Below are 18358 nucleotides of genomic sequence, written 5' to 3' on the forward strand. Positions count from 1 at the left end.
AGCGGGCATCGAGAATGAGGTAGGGGAATGGCTCCTGAAGCGGTCGTTCGGCAAACGCCTTCAGGCTCTCGTCCAAGCGCTTGTTGATGGCCGAGATCGACGAAGCCGAGAACGCATGACCGCACAGCTCTTCCGTGATCGCCTTGACCTTGCGGGTCGACACGCCCTGGACATACATCTCGGCCAGCGTCGCCACCAAGGCCCGCTCGGAACGCTGGTAGCGCTCGAACAGCTCGGTGGAGAAGTGACCCGCCCGGTCCTGTGGAACCCGCAGCTCAAGCTTGCCCACCCGGGTGACCAGGGTGCGGCCGTAGTAACCCGAGCGATACCCAAGGCGCTCAGGCGTGCGTTCGCCCTTCGAAGCACCCAGCGCCTCCTCCATCTCGGCCTCGAGAACCTCCTGCATTACCGCACGGATCACTTCGTGCAGCCCCTCCGGGTTCGAAAGCAGAATGTCTTTGACGGCAGCGCTGGTCGATTTACCTTCTGTCTTGGTCATGGTGGCGTTCCTTCCAGGGAATCGGTGACGTTGAACATCACCAGCCTGCCATGACCGCCCTCTCTCAGCGAATTTGCAGAACTCTCAGCACACTACCCGGAAATCAGCGCCAACCTAGTCTCCCTCCCCCTTGTTGGGAGGGATTGAGGGCGGGGGTATTCGTAGGGCGCAAGCCTCCGCTATGGTCCCTGTGCAAACCAATCCCAGCCCTACGGATATTTCCCCGGCTTTGGTGCGTAGATTTGCGGATCGAAGTCCAAATCCTTCGGCAGCGGCAGGCTCGAGCACTGCAGATGCATCTGGCGCGCCAACAGCCTTCGCTGCTGCTGCTCATGCTCCTTGATCGCCGCCACGAGACCCATGCTGTAGGGCCCCAGCACGACGCCGGCGGCCCATCCCGGATGCTCCTTCTCGCGCCGGTCGTAGTTCAAGGCATCCGTGCGGGCCTGCTGGCATTCCGGCGTCGCCCATTTCGGGTCTTGGGTCGAGAGCGAGGCTCCATACTGGACCGGAGACGATACGCACCCTGCCACTGTCGCAGTCAACGCGACGACCATTGCAATTCTCATCCGCAAGCCCCTCCTAATGTAGGACGCGACTACAAAACGATTCCAGCGGGAAAAAGGCAGCTTCAGGATGCGTATCTTGCATGGGCGCTCAGCCCAGCAGGTTGCGCGCCGTGCGCATGAAGATCTTCGAGCCGAGCGGGATCAGATCGTCGGGAAAATCATAGTCGGGATTGTGCAATGACGGGGTGCGCTCGCCCGCGCCGAGGAAGAACATCGCCGACTTCGCCTTGTGGCCGAAGATGCCGAAGTCTTCCGAGGCGCGCATCGGCAGGGCCTCTTCGCTGCGCGCGACACCTTCCTCGTCGAGTGCGCGGTTGAGATGCTCCACCGCATCCGGCGCATTGACGCTGGCGACGAAGATCTCGTGATAGTCGCAGCGCACGGAAAGGTGGTGCTCGCCCGCGATCCTGGCAGCCAGGGCTTCCGCAGCTGCGACCAGCTCCGCCATGCGCTCGTCGCGCCTTGTGCGCAGCGTCGCCCACACCTCCGCATGTCCGGGCGCGATGCCGAACACGGCCTCGCCCATGGTCGCATGGGTGACGGTCACCATGCTGAAATCGTCATCGGCGAAAGTGCCGCGCCCCAGTGCCGGAAGCGCCGGCATCAGCTGGCTGATCGCCGGCATCGGCGACACGCCGGTTTCGGGCATGGAGGAATGCGCGGTCTTGCCCTCCAGCACGATGCGGATGCCGCGCGAGGCGCAGTTGACGACGCCGGGCTTGAGCCGCACCTCGCCGAACGGCACGCCCGGCAGATTGTGCAGCGAGAAGGCGAAGTCCGGCGCGATCTCGCCAAAGCGTGGATCGGCGACGACGCCGGCCGCACCATTGCCGGTCTCCTCCGCCGGCTGGAACATCAAGACGACGCGGCCGCGGGCCGGCCGCTCACGCCCGAGCTGGCGGCCAAGTGCGGCCAGGATCGCGGTGTGGCCGTCATGGCCGCACATATGCGATTTTCCCGGCACCTGCGAGGCATGCTCGACGCCCGAAAGCTCCTCGATCGGCAGCGCATCGATCTCCGAGCGGAACAGCACCGTGGGTCCCGCCTGGCCGCTGTCATAGACCGCCGCCACGCCATGACCGCCGAGGCCGGTCAGCACCTTGTCCGGCGCTGTATCGGCGAGGAAGCTGACGACTTCCTTGGCGGTCTGTTCTTCCTCGTTGGAGATTTCCGGGTTTTGGTGCAGCTTGCGGCGCCATGCCGTCAGCTCGATGATATCGCGATTGGTCAGGGTCATGGCTTGGGCTCCGCTTTGGTGCTGCAGGTTACACAAACACGATAGGGTTTTTCTCACGCCGTGCCATACTGATCAATTCCACTGGTCCATCTGCCTGTCTTGTGTGAGCGTAGATGACGACATCCCATGACCACCACACAACCCAGAGAATTTCCAGCTCCGCACTGAGGCCGTCGATCTCATCTCCGACATCCGGTGGCTTCTCCTGAAAAGCGCCGCGTGCTCGCCTGTGCGACATCTTTCGCGATAATTGCTTCCATCCACCCGAAGGAACGGTTTCGGAGCAACAATGGCTAGGCGGTTTGCGTTTCTCTTGGTTCGCGACTTCACGCTGTCGCCGCTGTCGCTGTTCATCGACACGCTGCGGCTCGCCGGCGATGAAGGCGACCGCAGCCGCCGGATCGAGTTCGACTGGGAGATCGTCGGCGAGCGTGGCCTGCCGATCCGGGCGAGTTGCGGTGTCGAGTTGCTGCCGACCAAGGCGATCGGCAATCCGCAGGAGTTCGACAATGTCGTCGTGGTCGGTGGCCTGCTCGACACCAACCGCAGCCTCAGCTCCGAAAAGGAGGCCTTTCTGTTGCGGGCGGCCGAAAAGGGCGTGCCGCTGACGGCACTTTGCACCGGCAGCTTCGTGCTCGCGCGCTACGGTCTGCTCGATGGCTACAGTGCCGCCGTCAGCTGGTTTCACATCAAGGATTTCCGCAGCCAATTCCCTGATGTGAACGCCCATGCCGACAGCCTGTTTTCCGTCGATAGGGGCCGCTCGACCTGCGCCGGCGGCACGGGTGCGGCCGACCTTGCCGGCCATTTCGTGTCGCAGTTCATCGGCCGCAAGGCTGCGGAAAAAGCCGCCAAGATCCTCGTGCTCGACCGCATCCGCTCGAGCCTGGATGTGCAGCCCGTCGGCGATCTCTTTCCGGCCGCGTCGAGCCGAGCGGTGAAACGGGCGCTGCTTCTGATGGAAAGCAATCTCCAGGAGACGCTGTCGGTCGCCGAGATCGCGGGCCGGTTGCATTTATCCCGGCGCCAGCTTGAGCGGCTGTTCGGCGCCGAGCTCGGCATCGGCCCGATGGCCGCCTATCTTGCGCTGCGCGTACATCAGGCCAAGTCGCTGCTGGAGGGGAGCGACTTGGCAATCGGCGACATCGCCTACCGCTGCGGTTTTCCCAATGCCGGCCATTTCAGCCGTGTCTTCCGCCATCAGACCGGTATCACGCCGACCCATCTCAGGCATCCGAACCGAATGTCCGGTGTCTTTGCCAACGGCAAGGGGAGCGGTCCCTAAGCCTATATTGGGGCGTGCGATCTCGCCGTTGGTATGATAATATCATACCAACCTGATAGGAGGGATCCATGTCCGCCACCGAAAAACGCACCTTCAGCCTGCCGGCCGAGCAGGCTGCTTTCATCGACCAGCTCGTTCGGTCCGGCACATACGCGACCAGCAGTGAAGTGATCCGCGCCGGTCTTCGCGCATTGCAGGAACGCGACGCCGCCGTGGAACGCTGGCTGCGTGAGGAGGTCGCGCCGACCTATGATAGGTGGAAGGCAGACCCCTCCCAGGCCATCCCGGCCGACAAGTCTTTTGACAGCATCCGCGCACATCACGCAGCTCGCCTCAAGGGGAACGTGTGAAGCGCCGGCATGTTGTCCTTTTGCCGGAAGCCCAGACGGACCTGTTATGGATATACGATACGGTCGCTCACGCATCCGGCAACCTCACCGCCCTTCGCTACATCGAGCGGATCGAGCGATTTTGCCTGGGTCTCGACTATGCCTCGGAACGCGGAACCCTAAGGGATGATGTGCGGCTGGGGCTTCGCATCGTTGGCTTCGAGCGCCGCCTGACTGTGGCCTTCACCGTAGAAGGCGACCAGGTGGTGATTCTCAGGGTGTTCTACGGCGGCGTCAACTGGGAGGACGAGTTGGCGCCTATCGCTCCGTGAACGCCCGCGCGAACGAGTCCAGCATCGGCCGCGCCAGATATTCGAGGAAGGTTCGGTCGCCGGTGCTGATAAACGCCTCGACCGGCGTTCCCGGGTAAAGCTGCTCGGCTTTCACGCCCTGCGGCAGCGTGTCGGTGATCTTCAGCCTGGCGCGGAAATACGCCTCATGCGTGGTTTCATCGATCAGCCGGTCGGCGGAAATTTGCGTCACCGTAGCCGGGACCTCAGGGGTGAGGCGCGCGTTCAGGGCGGACAGCCTGAGCTTCGCCGGCTGGCCGACGCGAACCAGGTCCACGTCTTTCGGCCGCAGCTTCGCGTCGACGATGAGGCCCGACGCGGTCGGCAGGATCTCCATGATCTTCTGCCCCGGCGCAATCACGCTGCCTTTGGAGTTGTAGATCGAGGATACCACGATGCCGGCTGCCGGCGCCTTGATCGTCGTGCGCCCCAGCACCGCCTCGGCTGCGGTGATCTGTTCGCCGATGTCGGCCAGGCTGGTGCGAACCTCGTCGAGCTTGGTCAGCGCGTCCTCGACGCGCTGCGTGGTCGCGCGCTCGACCTGCGCCTGGGCTTCGACGATCTGCGTCTTGGTCGCTGCGATATCCGCCTCCAGCGCGCCGGCCTGGCCGACCAGATCGGCCTCGCTGCGCAGAAGCTGCGAATATTCGCTGCGGTTGGTGAGACCCTTGTCGAGCAGGCCGGTCTTGATGCCGAGTTCCTTCTTTACGATCTCGGCCTGTTGCTGAATGGCCAGTTTCTGCGCGTCTAGTCCCAGCGCCGACTCACGATGCATGGCGACGCGCTGCGCCAGGATCGACTGCTCGGACCGGAACCGGGCGAGCCGGGCCTCGAACTCCTTCTGTTGTTCGTGCACCAGATTGTCGAAATCGCTCTGGAACGGCGCGGGCGCTGCCTCGGCGATCGGCGCCAGCCTGTCCGATCCGTCGCGCTCGGCCTCCAGCCGCGCGGCACTTGCCCTGAGCGCGATCGACTGTCTGGTCAGCCGGTTGAGGTCGGCCTCGGCCGCCGTGCGGTCGAGGAGGACCAGCGGCTCGCCTTGTTGCACGCGGTCGCCTTCATACACCAGCAACTGCTCGATGATGCCGCCCTCGGGGTGCTGGATGAGGATGTTGCCGCCCGTCGCCGAGATCGTGCCGGAGGTGATCACCGCGCCGGAGAGCGGCGCGTTCGCCGCCCAATAGCCGAAGCAGCCGACGAAGAGCGCTATGGCCACGTAGCCGACGACGGCCATGCGGCGGAAGTCGGTGCGCGGTCGACCTTCGAAGGCGAGGCTCTGCTGCATCATCGTCTATGACCCGAAGCGGACGCTGTGCGGGCGCACGGTCGGCACGAACGAGCCTGTCACCACCGCGCTCCCGGCCTTGCCGGCCGCCGGTTGCCTCAGCACCTCGCTCGCAGGGCCGAAAGCTTCGACCATGCCGTTGCGCAGGACCATGACGCGGTCGCAGGCCGCGGCGATCGAAGGGCGATGCGTGATGACGACTGTCGTGACGCTTACACTTCGCGCGGCCGAAAGCATCCCTTCGAGCGCCGCCTCCCCACTGCCGTCGAGATGGGCGTTGGGCTCGTCCAGCACCAGCATGCGTGGCTTGCCGTAGAAGGCGCGCGCCAGCCCTATCCGCTGGCGCTCGCCGCCCGACAGCACGGTATGCGACGGGCCTATCATGGTCTGATAGCCGTCGCGCAGCGTGAGAATCAGCTCATGCGCCTCGGCGCGCCTGGCCGCTTCGACGATCGCGGCGTCATCGGCGTCGGGTGCGAAGCGGGCGACATTTTGCGCGATCGATCCCGGGAAAAGCTCCACCTCCTGCGCGAGATAGCCGATATGCCTGCCAAGCTGGGTTTCGTCCCAGCTCCTCAGGTCGGCGCCGTCGACCCTGACCGCGCCGCCGGTCGGCTGCAGCGCGCCCACAAGCAATTTCGCCAGCGTCGATTTGCCGGCCCCGCTCGGGCCGACGATCGCCACCGCTTCGCCGGCGCCGATGGCAAAATTCAACCGCTTGAGGATGGGCTCCGTGCCGAAAGCCGCAGTCGGCGCGATGAAGAACAGATCCTGCACCGAAATCGCGCCCAATGGATCGGGCAGTGCGAGCTTGCGCCCCTGCGCTGGTTGCGCCGCAAGGGCGGTGTCCAGCCGCTTCCAGCATCGCTTGGCGTCGACGATCTGCCGCCAGGATCCGATCAGCTGGTCGAGCGGCTGCAGCGCGCGCGACGACACCAGCGACGAAGCGAAGATCATGCCGGCGGTCATCTGCCCTTGTAGCACCAGCCACGCGCCGGCGCCGAGGATCGCCAGTTGCAGCATCATGCGCAGCGCCCGCGACGTCGCGCTGAAGATCGCATTGGCGCTTCCGGAACGGTCATGCAGGGTCAGCGCCTCAGCAACCTGCTGTCCCCAGACCGCGGCGGCATTTTGCACCATGCCCATGGCGCGCAGCGTGTCGGTGTTGCGGGCGAAGGCCTGCTCCGCCTGGCTGGCCACCGCCGAGCGTTCCGCCGACATGGCATCGTTCCTGCCGATGGCAAGCTGGTTGGCCACGACCAAGAGAAACAGCAGCACGGCGCCGGCGAGCGTCAGCCAGAACAGGACGGGATGGATGAAATAGAGCAAGGCCAGGAAGACGGGCGCAAACGGCAGGTCGAACAACACCGCCACGCCGCGCGACCTGATGAAGGCGCAAGTCGTGGCAAGGTCGTTCAGCGGCGACAGCCCGCTGCCGGCATGTCTGGCGCCAAGCGAGGCGGCGAATGTCCGCGCGCCCAGTTTCTGGTCGACGGTGGCCGCAACACGTTGCGCGTAGATGGCGCGGACCGCGTCCAGCAGGCCGAGGAAGGCGAGCGCGAGGACCGCCATGGCCGAGAGATAAAGCAGCGTCTCGACGCTGGAGGACGGCAACACCCGGTCATAGACCTGCAGCAGATAGAGCGGGATCACCAGGAGCAGGATGTTGATCAGCAACGAAAAGATGCCGATGTCGGCGATGCCACGCAGGAAGACCGGGCGCAGGCCGATGGCCGCATCGCTGATTGGCGCGCGGTCTCGCGACATCTAGACCGCGTGCTCGGCTGTCGTGCTCAGATGGCTCTGCTGCAAATCGTTCAGCGTATAGGCGTGGATATAGTCGATCTTCATTTGCGCGGGCGTCGCCAGATGGTCGGGCGGCGCGCCGGCTTGACCGCCGACCGCAAGGTCGACCAGCATATACATGGGCTTGTTCATATCGGACGGCGTCGCCGCTTCCGCGACCTGGACGCCATCATAGGTCCAGACCAGCTTGTCCGGCGTCCACAACAGGCCATAGGTGTGATAGCCGTCGGTGTTCGAGACATTCACCGTCGACCCGACCGTGGTGTGGGTTCCCGTCTCATTTGTGTGCGCGGTCATGAGAAGCGCATTTGGGTTCTGCCCATACATTTCGATCACGTCGAGTTCCGGGGGCCATGAACCGTCTTCGGGCAGAAGCCAGAAGGCCGGCCACGCGCCGGCGTTTTCCGGGAGATCGGCCCGCATTTCGAAATAGCCATAGGTCTGCGAGAAGGTGTCGTGCGTCGTCAGTATGCCGGAAGTGTATTCGTAATTGTTGATCAGCGGCTTGATGTCGTCGGGCGCATGCGCCGCGGTTATGGTGAGCACGCCGCTTGCGACGCTGAACGGATGGACCGAGCTGGTCGGCGCATAATTGGCGTCGATATACCATTGCAGCTCGCCGTTCTGGGGCTGCGAGCTGCCGTTCTGCGCCCCCCACCAGAAATTGGAATCCCAGATGCCGCTCTGGCCGTTCCACAGGCTCAGCGTGTTGAAATCGTCGTTGAACGACAGCGTCATGCCGGTCTTGTCGATCGGCAGCTCGAACTGGCCGGGCTGAAACTTGTCGATCGTGGTGTTGTGGAACACCAGCACCTCGCTCGAGCCGAGGTTCAGCTGCACGTTCGATCCCACCTGGACCATATTGGCGTGGACGGCCTCGAACGAGGTGAAGGCATACCCGTTGAGGCGCACCGTGTCGGTCGCGCCGAAATCGGAGATAAGGTCGCTGCCATTGCCCTTGGTGATGATGAAGGTGTCGGCGCCGGCGCCGCCGATCAGCACGTCATTGCCCTTGCCGCCGTCCAGCGTCTGGCTGCCAGCGCCGCCCGTTATGATGTTGTCCTGACCATTGCCGAAGGCATAGTGGCCGTCGCCGGTGACGACGAGGTTCTCGAAATTGGCGGGCAGCTTGTAGCTCATCCAGGTATCGATCGTGTCGACGCCCGCGCCGTAGTTCTCGACCGCTTTGTTGATCGTCGAATAGAGATGGTAATAGTCGTCGCCCGCGCCGCCATACATGGTGACCTTGACGTTGGTGTCGCCCCAGAAGGAATCGTTGCCCGAGGTGCCGTAGCGGTAAGGCGCGCCTCCAGTCGCCGAGAACCAATGGGTGGAAGCGCCGGTATAGGGAAGTGGAATGCCTTTGGCGTTGAGGACTGTGGTCATTCCGACACTCCTTGCGCGTGCTGCCTTGGTCGTTCGACAACCTTCGAGCGACCATTTCGGATCAACTCTTAAATTGATCCGTCGTTCCAGGGAATCATTCTATAGTACACCAAGGAGATCGTCGCCCATCATTTAATAGATAATGCCGAAGGCGTTAAGCTGATCCTAATACAACTTTATAGGAGAGACTTACAATTTTAATAAATTGTGAGATCCGCGCCGAAAGGTTAGGCAACCTGTCAATGATTCATGCAATTTGACGCGACACGACCGCCTGCCTGAGGCGGCGACTCGAAGTCGCGGGCGGATGGCTGCCGGCAAAGGGCTCAAGAAAATTTGACAGGCTATGTCGGACCGGGTGAGGTTCACCCGTCCTTGGGGCATAGAACAACGAAACCACAAAGGATACCGAAGAGATGCCAAGCACCGTACGTTTGCACCGCGTTCTGACGACCAGCCCGGAGAAGGTCTACCGCGCATTCACAGAAGCCGACGCGCTGGCGAAATGGCTTCCGCCGAACGGCTTCACTTGCACCGTGCACAGCTTCGACGCGAAAGTCGGTGGCGCCTTCAAGATGTCGTTCCGAAACTTCACGACGGGCGGCAGCCATTCCTTCGGCGGCGAATATCTCGAACTCGTTCCCGGCGAGCGCCTGCGCTACACCGACAGGTTCGACGACCCCAATTTGCCCGGCCAGATCGAAGTGACCGTGCTCCTGAAGAAAGTGTCGGTCGGCACGGAACTCGACATCACGCAGGCCGGCATTCCGGACGTTATTCCGGCCGAAGCCTGCTACCTCGGCTGGCAGGAGTCGCTGCGCAATCTGGCAAAGCTCGTCGAACCCGAGATCAATCAGTAGAGCCCATCGGATCGGCGGCGCCGCCCAGCCAGTCCGCGCCGCCGACAATGCCGAGCCGAGGACTCATCCCTCACGGCCCGGTGCAGATCGGCAACGGTTGTGGCGGCGGTGGCGGGTTGTCCTTGGCGTATTGCGCGATGATCGGCTCAAGGCTCTTTCGCGGCCAGAATTTCGGCTTGCCGATCTCCTTCAGGCAGGACGCATTCCAATAGGCGCCCGATTTACCAACGGCGGTGATGTCGCGCGATTCCGGGTAGATATAGAGCGTCGTCGGATTGCCCTTCACCATCGAAATGATCTGGTCGGCGTCGGACGGCGACCAGCTGGTGCAGCCATTGCTGCGGCCGCCGGCATAATCCACCAGCTTGCCGTATGGCACGAAGCCGTCATGGTCGGCATAGGAGCTGTTCGGGTTCTTGCGCAGGCACATGCCGCGCAACAGCCGCGCCGCGTGGCCACCGATCACCCGCTGCCTGGCATTCGCCGTCTCCCCCTCACCGTCGAACTGGATGAAGGTGCGCAGCAGCGCCTGGTCTTTTTTTGCGCCGATGCGGTAAAAACCCTTGAATGAGATCTTTGCCTCGCCGGTCATATAGGCGCCACCGGTCGTCAAGGACGAGTCCAGGGCATTGCCGAAGTTTTTCGCGCAGCGTTTGCCGTTGGAGAAATCGACCACGCCTTTCAAATTGCGGCCGCCGCCATGGCCCGACGAGATCGCCCTGAACGACTGCTTGGCCTCGCAAATGACGTAGTAGCGCCGCCCTAGCACGCCATTGCCGAGATCGCCGGGGCGAGTCGCATCCATGGCGAAATAGCAGCCATTGTGGACCGCGCCTTGCGCGACCTTCTTCAGGTAAAGCGCGCGCGCCCGCTCCAGCACCACTTGCGAAATCTCGCCGTCGTCATTGCCGACATGGGCCTGCAGCCAGGCCGGTATATCGGAGGACGCGGCAAAAGACCGGGCAGACATCGTCAAGGCGATGCCGGCGACGGCGAGGAGGCCAAAGACAAAGACAGCCAGAGATTTCAACCGCACCGGACAACCCTCCCGCCCGAACCGTTCTGCGATTCTCGGAAACCCATCATAAATCGTCGCGCGCCGATCGGCGAAACACATCTTGTTCAGAACCGCGCAAGCAAGTCAGGTAGCTGCCTGTTCGCCTTTCACAGCGCCAGGCTGCCCTGTTCCGCCTCCGCGGCATTGGGGTCGCCCGGCGCCGTCGCCCAGGCGAGCTCGACCAGCGTCACCGTGCGGCGGCCGGTGCCGTCGAGCTGGCAGACGATGAGGCCCTGCTCCTCGATATAGGTGAGCAGCCGCCGGGCGCGCCGCAGCGAATGCGAGCCGTAGGCGCGCGCGATCGCCGCGTCGCTCGGGCACGGCCAGCCCTCCTTGGCGGCGCGGGCGATCATCATGAACACGCCCTGCATGTCCTCGGGCAGCAGCGAGGCGCGCACGGAAACGTCCTGCCAGGCGTCATCGCCTGCCATGTCGGCGCCGAGCCCGGCGCGGGCACGCGTCAGCATGCGACGGAATTCTGAGAGGTCCGGCACCACCGAAGCGAGGCCTTCGATGCGGCAGCGGACGACGAACTCCTGATAAAGCACGCCGATGACGCGGAAACCCGCATCGGGCTGCGCCAGGATGGCGCGCAGGACACGGTCCACCCGCTCTCGCCGGTCGGCGATATCCTCGGCGCTTACCGCCGGTTCCGCAGGTTCCGGGCGGATCTCCATCGCCGCAGACTTCGCCGCCATCAGCTGGTCGAGCAAATCGGGCGACGCCATCCGGCGCGGCGCGCGCATCGTCTCGGGCGGCGGCGCTGCCAGGATGATGGCCCGTGCGTCCTCGAGCGCTGTTTCCGGCATTGCCATCAGCCGCGGCGTACCGTTGCGCGGGCTGGTCTCGGTCTGGCCGATGCGCACGCCGAGCGGGCGGCGCGACAGCGCCGGTCCCAGCGCCATGAAGTGCCCGCGCTCCAGATCGCGAAACGCCTCCGCCTGGCGCCGTTCCATGCCCAGAAGGTCGGCGGCGCGCGCCATGTCGATATCGAGGAAGGTACGGCCCATGAGGAAATTGGACGCCTCCGCCGCGACATTCTTGGCGAGCTTTGCCAGCCGCTGCGTGGCGATGATGCCGGCAAGGCCGCGCTTGCGGCCGCGGCACATCAAATTGGTCATGGCGCCGAGCGAGAGCTTTCGCGCCTCGTCGGACACTTCGCCGGCCACGGCGGGCGCGAACAGCTGCGCTTCGTCGACCACCACCAGCATCGGATACCAATGCTCGCGGGCAACCTCGAACAACCCGCCGAGAAAGGCAGCGGCGCGCCGCATCTGGTTCTCGGCATCGAGCCCTTCGAGATTGAGCACCGTGGAGACGCGGTGGATGCGCGCCCGCTCGCCGGCTGCTTGCAGGCCACGCTCCGTATGCTCCTCGGCATCGATGACCAGATGGCCGTAATGGTCGCCCAGCGAGACGAAATCGCCTTCCGGGTCGATGATGGTCTGCTGCACCCAGGGCGCGCTCTGCTCCAGGAGCCGGCGCAAAAGGTGCGATTTGCCGGAGCCGGAATTGCCCTGCACCAGAAGCCGGGTGGCCAGCAGCTCCTCAAGGTCGAGCGCCGCCGACGCACCCGCCGTCGTCTGTCCCATCTCGATGGCTACGGTCATGTCACGACTCTCCTTGCGGACAGGGCTTATCAACCCGGCCGCGAGCCGTCGAGCGCGCCATGGCAACTCGCCCGCTGTTCCACACCTATGCTGCCAAAGCGCCACACATCAGCCCATCTGCCCAAAGGGAAGGCACATCAAGCGGAGTTGACCGGCGGCAGAAGCGGCGCTTCCAGCCCGTCGAAGGGATCGCGCCAGGCATCGATGGCTTCGAGCCGGCGATACCAACCCAGAACAGAGGGATAGTCCACCAGCGGCAGGCCGGCTGCATCGTTGAACGGCAAAAACGTCGCCATGCGGAAATCGGCATAGGAAAGCGACTTGCCCACAAGCCATGGCCGCTTGGCGAGCTCCGCCTCGAGAATCGCTGCCGCGATGCGGAACTCCGCCAGCCCCTCCTCGACCTTGCCCTGGTCGACAGGCCCAATCCCGTAGCGCTGCTTGGTTCCGCGCTCGAAATGCACGGTGTCGCAGGCCCGCACGAAATTTTCCTTGCCCCAGCTCAGCCAGCGGATCATGTCGGGTTGGTCGCCGCCGCCGCGCCAGAAATCCGAACCCGCTTCGCGCGACAGAAGGCAGGCTATGGCGTCGGCTTCCCACAGGCTGCCGCCCGTCCATGCCAATATCGGCAGGGTAAGATTGGGATTGAGCTGACGAAACCGCTCAGCCTGTCCGGGCGCCATGGGTGCCGCGAACTCACACTCGACCTTGGCCTGCAGATGACGTGCCGTTGCTACCGCAAGGCGCGGATTGGGATTGCGGCTGAAGTACAGTTTCATGTCGTGTCCTGGACGCTGTGGGCTCGATCCTATCAAACACGCAAACGTGCCATCTCGGCAATCTGGTCGGACCACGATTCCGCTGGCACACGCCGTCGTTCGGCGTATTATTTCCTTCGGGAGAGGGTTCTTGGCAGGAGGAAGCCATGAACGTAGTGCCGAGCGTACCTGTCATCGACGTGACAACCCAGAACCTTGTTTCCTCTGCGCTTTCCAGATTCCGCGCCGGCGATACCGTCTCGACCAGGGCGGCGCTCGACGCCATCCGCCGCATGGATCCAACCTGTGTCGACAGCGACGACGATCTCGTCGAACTCGTCGTCATGGCGGCAATTGGTAAGACCATGGCGGTTGTGTTCGACCACCGCTCCCGCTAGCCCTGTTGGACGAACCTGTCCCGTTCAACTCGCTTGAGCTCGAGTGGGTTCGGTTGGCGAGCTTTTACAGCTGCAGCCCGGAAGCGGACGTCTTCGTGCGCGAAGGCCGGCAATAGCATCAGCGGGTAAACCTCAGTTCCCCAAGGGATGCGGCATGTAGCCGACGAAGCCGCCGATCTTCCAGTGGCCCGCCACCTTCCTGCAGAAATACAGCGTCTGCCATTTCAGCTTGTCGACGCTGCCATCGGCCTTGGCCACCGAGCCGTTGAACTTCTTGTGCAGCACGGCGCGGTCGCCATCGACATCGATGTCGCGCATGTTGGTGACGCGAAACAGCGCCTCGCGCAGCGGCTCGGCGAATCTGGTCGTCGCCGTCTCCTTGGCCTGGCGCAGCCATTCGTCGCGATAGACGGCAAGGCTCGGGAATTGCAGACGCCAAGCGTCGGCATCGCTGAGGAAATGCGCATGCATGCCGAAGAAGCTGTCGGCGAGGAAATCATCCTCGACCATCGACCAGTCCTGACCGATAAAGGCGTCGATGTCGCGCCGCACCAACATTTCCCAGAGCGCGTGGCGATCGGCATCGCCCTCTGGAAACGGGTTCTTGTCGAAGGTCATTGAAATCTCCTGTCGGGAAAATGCGACGCGCAAGATGCTGGCGAGCCTGCGATAAAGCAACACGCGTTTGGAAAAATGCTGCTTTCCAAAAAGCCCCCTATGAGGATCACCGGGACAGGCGTAGAGCGGTCGTCGAAAACGGGGCGCGGCCCGCCATTCTGAACAGGAGTTTCCTTTGCCCAAAGAGTGTTTTGGAACATCCCACGTGCCGCTGTCGCCGGCCGTGCGCGCCGGGGATTTCGTCTACATCTCAGGTCAGGTGCCGGTCGACGGCGACCGCATTGTGGTCAAGGGCGGCATTACCGAGCAGACCGAGCAAGTGCTGCAGAATGTGAAGGCAGCACTCGCGCTGGCCGGCTGCACCATGGACGATGTCGTCAAGACCACGGTCTGGCTCGAGGACGCGCGCGACTTCGGCGCCTTCAATGCCGTCTACGCCAAGCACTTCCCGAAAAATCCGCCGGCCCGCACCACGGTCGAATCGCGGCTGATGATCGACATCAAGATCGAGGTCGAAGCCGTCGCTTACCGGCCGGTTTGACCAGTCGGGGCATGATCCCGAAAAGTGGAAACCGGTTTTCTCGGACAAACGGAAACCGTTTTGTCCAAAGATCATGCCCCGAAACAAAGAGAGGCAGGCGCCGATGCAGTTCGATCTCCTGATCAAGGGCGGCCGCCTGATCGATCCGGCCTCGGGCCTGGACGCGCCGCGCGATGTCGCCGTTGCGGGCGGACGCATCGTGGCCATCGAGGCGGCGATCGATGCCGAGCACGCCACCAAGATAGTCGACGCTCGTGATTGCATCGTCACGCCCGGCCTCATCGATTTGCATAGCCATGTCTATTGGGGCGGCACCTCGCTTGGCGTCGATGCCGACCGGCTGGCGGCCAAGAGCGGCACCACCACCTTCATCGACGCCGGCAGCGCCGGCGCCGGCAATATTCTGGGCTTTCGCCGCCATGTCATCGAGCGCTCGAAGGTGCGCATCCTGGCCTATGTCAACATCTCCTTTGCCGGCATATTCGGCTTCTCGCAAAGCGTCTCTGTCGGCGAATGCAGCGATCTCAGGCTCTGCGAGCCACGCGAGACGGTGGCTGCGGTGCGCGAGCACGCCGATGTCGTCGTCGGCGTAAAAGTGCGCTCCGGTAAGCATGCCGGCGGCGCCAGCGGCATCGCGCCGGTCGATCTCGCGCTGGAAGCCGCCGACCAGGCCGGCCTGCCGCTGATGGCGCATATAGACGAGCCGCCGCCCGGCCGCTCCGAAGTGCTGCCGCGGCTGCGCAAGGGTGACATCCTCACGCACTGTTTTCGCCCGTTCCCCAACGCGCCGGTCTTCGCCTCCGGCGCGGTGCGGCCGGACATGCGGCTGGCCCGCGAACGCGGCGTCATCTTCGACATCGGCCACGGCATGGGATCGTTCGACTTCGCCGTGGCGAAAGCGATGCTGGCCGAGGGCCTCGCGCCCGACGTCATCTCCAGCGACGTGCATCTCTATTGCGTCGACGGTCCGGCCTTCGACATACTGGTCTGCATGTCGAAGCTAATGGCGCTGGGCATGCCGCTGGTCGAGGTGCTGCGCGCCGCCACGCAAAGGCCAGCCGAGGCGATCGCCAGGCCGGAGCTTGGGACGCTGAAAGTTGGCGGTGTCGGCGATGTCGCGGTGCTGAGACTGCGCCCCGGGCGCTTTACCTTCGTCGATGCGGTCGGTGCGGCGCTGATCGCGGATCAGCGGCTCACATCGGACGGCATCGTCGTGGGTGGTGTCTGGTGGCCGAACGAAGCCGCCGACCACAACGAGACCGAGCGCTTCGAGGCCCACACGCACCATACGCATGTCGAGGTCGCGGCACGGCATTTCGGGCGTGGATAATCTCCCTCCTTGAGGGGGAGATGGCCGGCAGGCCAGAGGGGGTCGGTTCGACCGGACGCAAGCTCCTCGCGGCAGCTGGAGGTCAGCGCTCCACGCGCGGCGACCCCCTCTGTCGCCTTCGGCGACATCTCCCCCTCGAGGGGGGAGGAGATCGCTAGCGCCCTGCGTTACTCACCGCCCCAAACACCGGCGTCGCAATCCCTTCCATCCGCGCCTTGATCTGCAGCGCCACATATTTCGAGTAAAACCGCGACAGCGCCAGATTGCCGCCGTGGAACCACAGCGCGTCCTGGGCCGTCGGCTTCCACATGTTGCGCAGCTCGCCTTGCCAAGGACCGGGATCGCCCTTGACGCCGGAGCCGAGGCCCCAGCATGGCCCTACCTTGTCGGCGACCTCGCGCGAGACGATGGCCGCCACGGTCTCGTTCATCGACTGGTAGCCGGTACAGGCGACGATCGCATCGACGGCCAGCTCGCTGCGGTCGTCGAACAGGATGCCGGTCGGCGTCAATGAACTGATGCCGACGCCGCTCTTCACTTTGATCTCGCCATTGATGATCAGTTCGCAGGCGCCGACATCGATGTAGTAGCCGGAGCCGGTGCGGTAGGCCTTCATCAACAGCCCGGTCTCGTCCTCGCCGAAATCGATGGCGAAGCCGGCGGCGCGTAGCTGGTCGTAGAAGTCTGCGTCGCGTGCCTTGATCACCTCGTAAAGATCCCGCTGGCCCTTGGGTACAAGCGCGAACGGCGTGGACGCGACGATCAGGTCGGCCTTGTCGGTGCTGATGCCGCGCGCCAAAGCCTTTTCCGAGAAGATCTCGAAGCCGACTTCCATCAGAGTGTCGGATTTCACCACTGTCGTCGGCGACCGCTGGATCATGGTGACGTCTGCGCCGCTCTCCCAGAGGTCGACGCTGACATCGTGCCCCGAGCTTGCCGCGCCGATGACAGCGACACGTCTGCCGCGGAATTTCTCGCCGCTTGCATACTGGCTGGAATGCAGGAGTTCGCCCTTGAAGGTCTCGGCGCCGGGCAGCGCGATCTGGCGTGGCGGGCCATAGGCGCCGGTGGCAAAGACAATGTGCTTCGGCTTCAGCGTGATCTGCCGGCCGACGCGGTCGACCACCACAGTCCACACCTTCTCGGCCTCGTCATAGCTGGCGCTGAGGCATTTGGTGGCGACCCAGTAGTTGAGCTCCATCACCCTGGTGTACATCTCCAGCCAGTCGCCCATCTTGTCCTTGGGCGTGAACACCGGCCAGTTCTCCGGGAACGGAATGTAGGGCAGATGGTCGTACCAGACCGGATCGTGGAGCACGAGCGAGCGATAACGGTTGCGCCAGGAATCGCCGGGGCGCGCATTTTTCTCGATGATGATGGTGGGCACACCGAGCTGCCTCAGCCGCGCGCCGAGCATGATGCCGCCCTGCCCGCCGCCGATCACCAGGCAATAGGGCTGCTCGGTGGCGCCGAGGTCGCGCGTCTCGCGCGCCCGCGCCTCCGCCCAGGTTTCGCGCTTCGGATCGGCCTTGTGACGGATACCAAGCGGCCGCGCCGGTCCCTTTTGTTCCTCGAACCCCTTGAGCTCACGCACCGCCGTGAACAAGGTCCGGCAGCGGCCGTCCGTAAGGCGCACAATCCCTTCGCCCCGCGCGACCGCCGTTTCGAACGTGAACCAGGCCTCGACGGTGCCCTCATCCGAGGTCGCCTCGCCGGACAGCGTCCAGTGTGAGGGCTTCGTTTCCGCCAGCGTCGCTTGCAGCATGTCGCGGATCTCATCGCGGCCTTCCATCGTGGTGATGTTCCAGGTGAAAGCCAGCAGATCGCGCCAGTAGCAATCCTCGACGAACAGGTTGGCGGCCGCCTCGGCGTCATCAGCTTCCAGCGCCCGTGCAAGCGCGCAAAGCCATGTCGCCGCCTGTTTCGATGGTGCCATGTCGAGCATCTGTTTTTCCCTCGTTTTGCGTTCCCATTGTTTCGAAAGACGGAGCCGCCGCAAGAGGGGTCGCGATATCATGGCGTCGGTTTCTAGCGGCCCGGAACGGAGCCATCTCCCGGAAATCTTTATAGGAATTTTATATCTTTCCTCCCGGCCCCGTCTCGAACCTTTATGGCGATCGGGTCCATATTCCATCTCGAGCAAAACGCTGCGGACGCCGTGACCCCAGAGTTACGGCGGGCCGTTCTCATGGAATTTCTGGCTCGCCAGTCGCTGGCGCCAAATACAAGCAGAAGCAAGGACCAACACAAATGGACATCGTCGTCATCGGGATCGAGGTTTTGTTCTTCGGTCTTTCCCTCGCCTACATCAAAGCTTGCGACGCTCTTTAAGCGGAAGGATCGCACCATGCTTGTCGATTACATCCTCGGTGGCGGCGTGACCTTGTTCCTGCTCGTCTACCTGACATACGCCCTCGTTCGCCCAGAACGCTTCTGAAGC

19 protein-coding genes are annotated in these 18358 nt (G+C 63.7%); 8 read left to right on the forward strand and 11 right to left on the reverse strand.

Going from position 1 to position 18358, the window contains the following annotated elements:
- From NKJ76_RS22635 to NKJ76_RS22645, 3 genes are all read right to left on the reverse strand, one after another.
- Positions 1 to 499: transposase (locus NKJ76_RS22635; RefSeq protein WP_352538403.1), on the reverse strand; the 499-nt coding region annotated here is incomplete at its 3' end.
- Between the two features lie 209 nt (positions 500 to 708).
- Positions 709 to 1056, reverse strand: coding sequence for a hypothetical protein (locus NKJ76_RS22640; RefSeq protein ID WP_502895697.1), 348 nt, complete (start codon positions 1054 to 1056; stop codon positions 709 to 711).
- A gap of 100 nt (positions 1057 to 1156) precedes the next feature.
- On the reverse strand, positions 1157 to 2305 hold the full coding sequence (locus NKJ76_RS22645; protein WP_352538404.1) for an amidohydrolase: 1149 nt from the start codon (positions 2303 to 2305) through the stop codon (positions 1157 to 1159).
- Between the two features lie 289 nt (positions 2306 to 2594).
- On the opposite strand from NKJ76_RS22645, the gene NKJ76_RS22650 reads away from it, so the two are divergent.
- The 3 genes from NKJ76_RS22650 (at position 2595) to NKJ76_RS22660 (ending at position 4251) form a co-directional block, all read left to right on the forward strand.
- On the forward strand, positions 2595 to 3590 hold the full coding sequence (locus NKJ76_RS22650; protein WP_352538405.1) for a GlxA family transcriptional regulator: 996 nt from the start codon (positions 2595 to 2597) through the stop codon (positions 3588 to 3590).
- Between the two features lie 68 nt (positions 3591 to 3658).
- Positions 3659 to 3940: a type II toxin-antitoxin system ParD family antitoxin gene (locus NKJ76_RS22655; RefSeq protein ID WP_023669694.1), complete on the forward strand. Its 282-nt coding sequence runs from the start codon at positions 3659 to 3661 to the stop codon at positions 3938 to 3940.
- Entirely contained in the window at positions 3937 to 4251 is a 315-nt protein-coding gene (locus NKJ76_RS22660) for a type II toxin-antitoxin system RelE/ParE family toxin (protein WP_352538406.1), read from the forward strand. The genes NKJ76_RS22655 and NKJ76_RS22660 overlap by 4 nt, the downstream gene beginning before the upstream one ends.
- Here the strand turns inward: NKJ76_RS22660 and NKJ76_RS22665 are convergent.
- The 3 genes from NKJ76_RS22665 to eglC are packed head-to-tail and all read right to left on the reverse strand — an operon-like array spanning position 4238 to position 8746.
- Positions 4238 to 5557 (reverse strand): HlyD family type I secretion periplasmic adaptor subunit, encoded by a 1320-nt coding sequence (locus NKJ76_RS22665; RefSeq protein ID WP_352499036.1) that lies wholly within the window; start codon positions 5555 to 5557, stop codon positions 4238 to 4240. The genes NKJ76_RS22660 and NKJ76_RS22665 overlap by 14 nt on opposite strands.
- A gap of 3 nt (positions 5558 to 5560) precedes the next feature.
- Positions 5561 to 7321, reverse strand: coding sequence for a type I secretion system permease/ATPase (locus NKJ76_RS22670; protein ID WP_352538407.1), 1761 nt, complete (start codon positions 7319 to 7321; stop codon positions 5561 to 5563).
- On the reverse strand, positions 7322 to 8746 hold the full coding sequence (gene eglC / locus NKJ76_RS22675; RefSeq protein ID WP_033001007.1) for an endo-1,3-1,4-beta-glycanase EglC: 1425 nt from the start codon (positions 8744 to 8746) through the stop codon (positions 7322 to 7324).
- A gap of 416 nt (positions 8747 to 9162) precedes the next feature.
- On the opposite strand from eglC, the gene NKJ76_RS22680 reads away from it, so the two are divergent.
- Positions 9163 to 9606, forward strand: coding sequence for an SRPBCC family protein (locus NKJ76_RS22680; RefSeq protein ID WP_023683102.1), 444 nt, complete (start codon positions 9163 to 9165; stop codon positions 9604 to 9606).
- 70 nt (positions 9607 to 9676) lie between these two features.
- Here NKJ76_RS22680 and NKJ76_RS22685 read toward each other — a convergent pair whose 3' ends face one another.
- The 3 genes from NKJ76_RS22685 to NKJ76_RS22695 all read right to left on the reverse strand — a co-directional run bounded on the left by NKJ76_RS22685 (position 9677) and on the right by NKJ76_RS22695 (position 13052).
- Complete coding sequence (locus tag NKJ76_RS22685) at positions 9677 to 10642, reverse strand: hypothetical protein (RefSeq protein WP_023683101.1); 966 nt, start codon at positions 10640 to 10642, stop codon at positions 9677 to 9679.
- 128 nt (positions 10643 to 10770) lie between these two features.
- Positions 10771 to 12273, reverse strand: coding sequence for a helicase HerA domain-containing protein (locus NKJ76_RS22690; protein ID WP_023683100.1), 1503 nt, complete (start codon positions 12271 to 12273; stop codon positions 10771 to 10773).
- Between the two features lie 137 nt (positions 12274 to 12410).
- Complete coding sequence (locus tag NKJ76_RS22695) at positions 12411 to 13052, reverse strand: glutathione S-transferase family protein (RefSeq protein ID WP_023714111.1); 642 nt, start codon at positions 13050 to 13052, stop codon at positions 12411 to 12413.
- Positions 13053 to 13198: 146 nt separating this feature from the next.
- Here NKJ76_RS22695 and NKJ76_RS22700 point away from each other — a divergent pair, with 146 nt between their 5' ends.
- On the forward strand, positions 13199 to 13429 hold the full coding sequence (locus NKJ76_RS22700; protein ID WP_023669703.1) for a hypothetical protein: 231 nt from the start codon (positions 13199 to 13201) through the stop codon (positions 13427 to 13429).
- A gap of 132 nt (positions 13430 to 13561) precedes the next feature.
- On the opposite strand, the gene NKJ76_RS22705 is transcribed toward NKJ76_RS22700, so the two are convergent.
- On the reverse strand, positions 13562 to 14047 hold the full coding sequence (locus NKJ76_RS22705; RefSeq protein ID WP_023710833.1) for a hypothetical protein: 486 nt from the start codon (positions 14045 to 14047) through the stop codon (positions 13562 to 13564).
- Positions 14048 to 14222: 175 nt separating this feature from the next.
- Here NKJ76_RS22705 and NKJ76_RS22710 point away from each other — a divergent pair, with 175 nt between their 5' ends.
- Together NKJ76_RS22710 and NKJ76_RS22715 are read left to right on the forward strand one after the other, a co-directional pair.
- On the forward strand, positions 14223 to 14588 hold the full coding sequence (locus tag NKJ76_RS22710; RefSeq protein ID WP_023683098.1) for a RidA family protein: 366 nt from the start codon (positions 14223 to 14225) through the stop codon (positions 14586 to 14588).
- 103 nt (positions 14589 to 14691) lie between these two features.
- Complete coding sequence (locus NKJ76_RS22715) at positions 14692 to 15918, forward strand: amidohydrolase/deacetylase family metallohydrolase (RefSeq protein ID WP_352538408.1); 1227 nt, start codon at positions 14692 to 14694, stop codon at positions 15916 to 15918.
- Positions 15919 to 16072: 154 nt separating this feature from the next.
- Here NKJ76_RS22715 and NKJ76_RS22720 read toward each other — a convergent pair whose 3' ends face one another.
- Positions 16073 to 17863, reverse strand: coding sequence for a flavin-containing monooxygenase (locus tag NKJ76_RS22720; RefSeq protein WP_023704186.1), 1791 nt, complete (start codon positions 17861 to 17863; stop codon positions 16073 to 16075).
- A gap of 402 nt (positions 17864 to 18265) precedes the next feature.
- Between NKJ76_RS22720 and NKJ76_RS22725 the strand changes: the two genes are divergently transcribed.
- Complete coding sequence (locus NKJ76_RS22725; RefSeq protein ID WP_023669708.1) at positions 18266 to 18355, forward strand: K(+)-transporting ATPase subunit F; 90 nt, start codon at positions 18266 to 18268, stop codon at positions 18353 to 18355.
- Positions 18356 to 18358: the final 3 nt, after the last annotated feature.

Origin of the sequence: Mesorhizobium sp. M0029 (assembly GCF_040323735.1) — a bacterium.
GTDB lineage: Bacteria > Pseudomonadota > Alphaproteobacteria > Rhizobiales > Rhizobiaceae > Mesorhizobium.

What these genes read in the sequence shown, in the direction of transcription:
- NKJ76_RS22640 (WP_502895697.1), bottom strand. Translation starts at nt 1,056, where the DNA reads ATGGTCGTCGCGTTGACTGCGACAGTGGCAGGGTGCGTATCGTCTCCG.
- NKJ76_RS22645 (WP_352538404.1), bottom strand. Translation starts at nt 2,305, where the DNA reads ATGACCCTGACCAATCGCGATATCATCGAGCTGACGGCATGGCGCCGC.
- NKJ76_RS22650 (WP_352538405.1), top strand. Translation starts at nt 2,595, where the DNA reads ATGGCTAGGCGGTTTGCGTTTCTCTTGGTTCGCGACTTCACGCTGTCG.
- NKJ76_RS22655 (WP_023669694.1), top strand. Translation starts at nt 3,659, where the DNA reads ATGTCCGCCACCGAAAAACGCACCTTCAGCCTGCCGGCCGAGCAGGCT.
- NKJ76_RS22665 (WP_352499036.1), bottom strand. Translation starts at nt 5,557, where the DNA reads ATGATGCAGCAGAGCCTCGCCTTCGAAGGTCGACCGCGCACCGACTTC.
- NKJ76_RS22670 (WP_352538407.1), bottom strand. Translation starts at nt 7,321, where the DNA reads ATGTCGCGAGACCGCGCGCCAATCAGCGATGCGGCCATCGGCCTGCGC.
- eglC (WP_033001007.1), bottom strand. Translation starts at nt 8,746, where the DNA reads ATGACCACAGTCCTCAACGCCAAAGGCATTCCACTTCCCTATACCGGC.
- NKJ76_RS22680 (WP_023683102.1), top strand. Translation starts at nt 9,163, where the DNA reads ATGCCAAGCACCGTACGTTTGCACCGCGTTCTGACGACCAGCCCGGAG.
- NKJ76_RS22690 (WP_023683100.1), bottom strand. Translation starts at nt 12,273, where the DNA reads ATGACCGTAGCCATCGAGATGGGACAGACGACGGCGGGTGCGTCGGCG.
- NKJ76_RS22695 (WP_023714111.1), bottom strand. Translation starts at nt 13,052, where the DNA reads ATGAAACTGTACTTCAGCCGCAATCCCAATCCGCGCCTTGCGGTAGCA.
- NKJ76_RS22700 (WP_023669703.1), top strand. Translation starts at nt 13,199, where the DNA reads ATGAACGTAGTGCCGAGCGTACCTGTCATCGACGTGACAACCCAGAAC.
- NKJ76_RS22705 (WP_023710833.1), bottom strand. Translation starts at nt 14,047, where the DNA reads ATGACCTTCGACAAGAACCCGTTTCCAGAGGGCGATGCCGATCGCCAC.
- NKJ76_RS22715 (WP_352538408.1), top strand. Translation starts at nt 14,692, where the DNA reads ATGCAGTTCGATCTCCTGATCAAGGGCGGCCGCCTGATCGATCCGGCC.
- NKJ76_RS22720 (WP_023704186.1), bottom strand. Translation starts at nt 17,863, where the DNA reads ATGCTCGACATGGCACCATCGAAACAGGCGGCGACATGGCTTTGCGCG.
- NKJ76_RS22725 (WP_023669708.1), top strand. Translation starts at nt 18,266, where the DNA reads ATGCTTGTCGATTACATCCTCGGTGGCGGCGTGACCTTGTTCCTGCTC.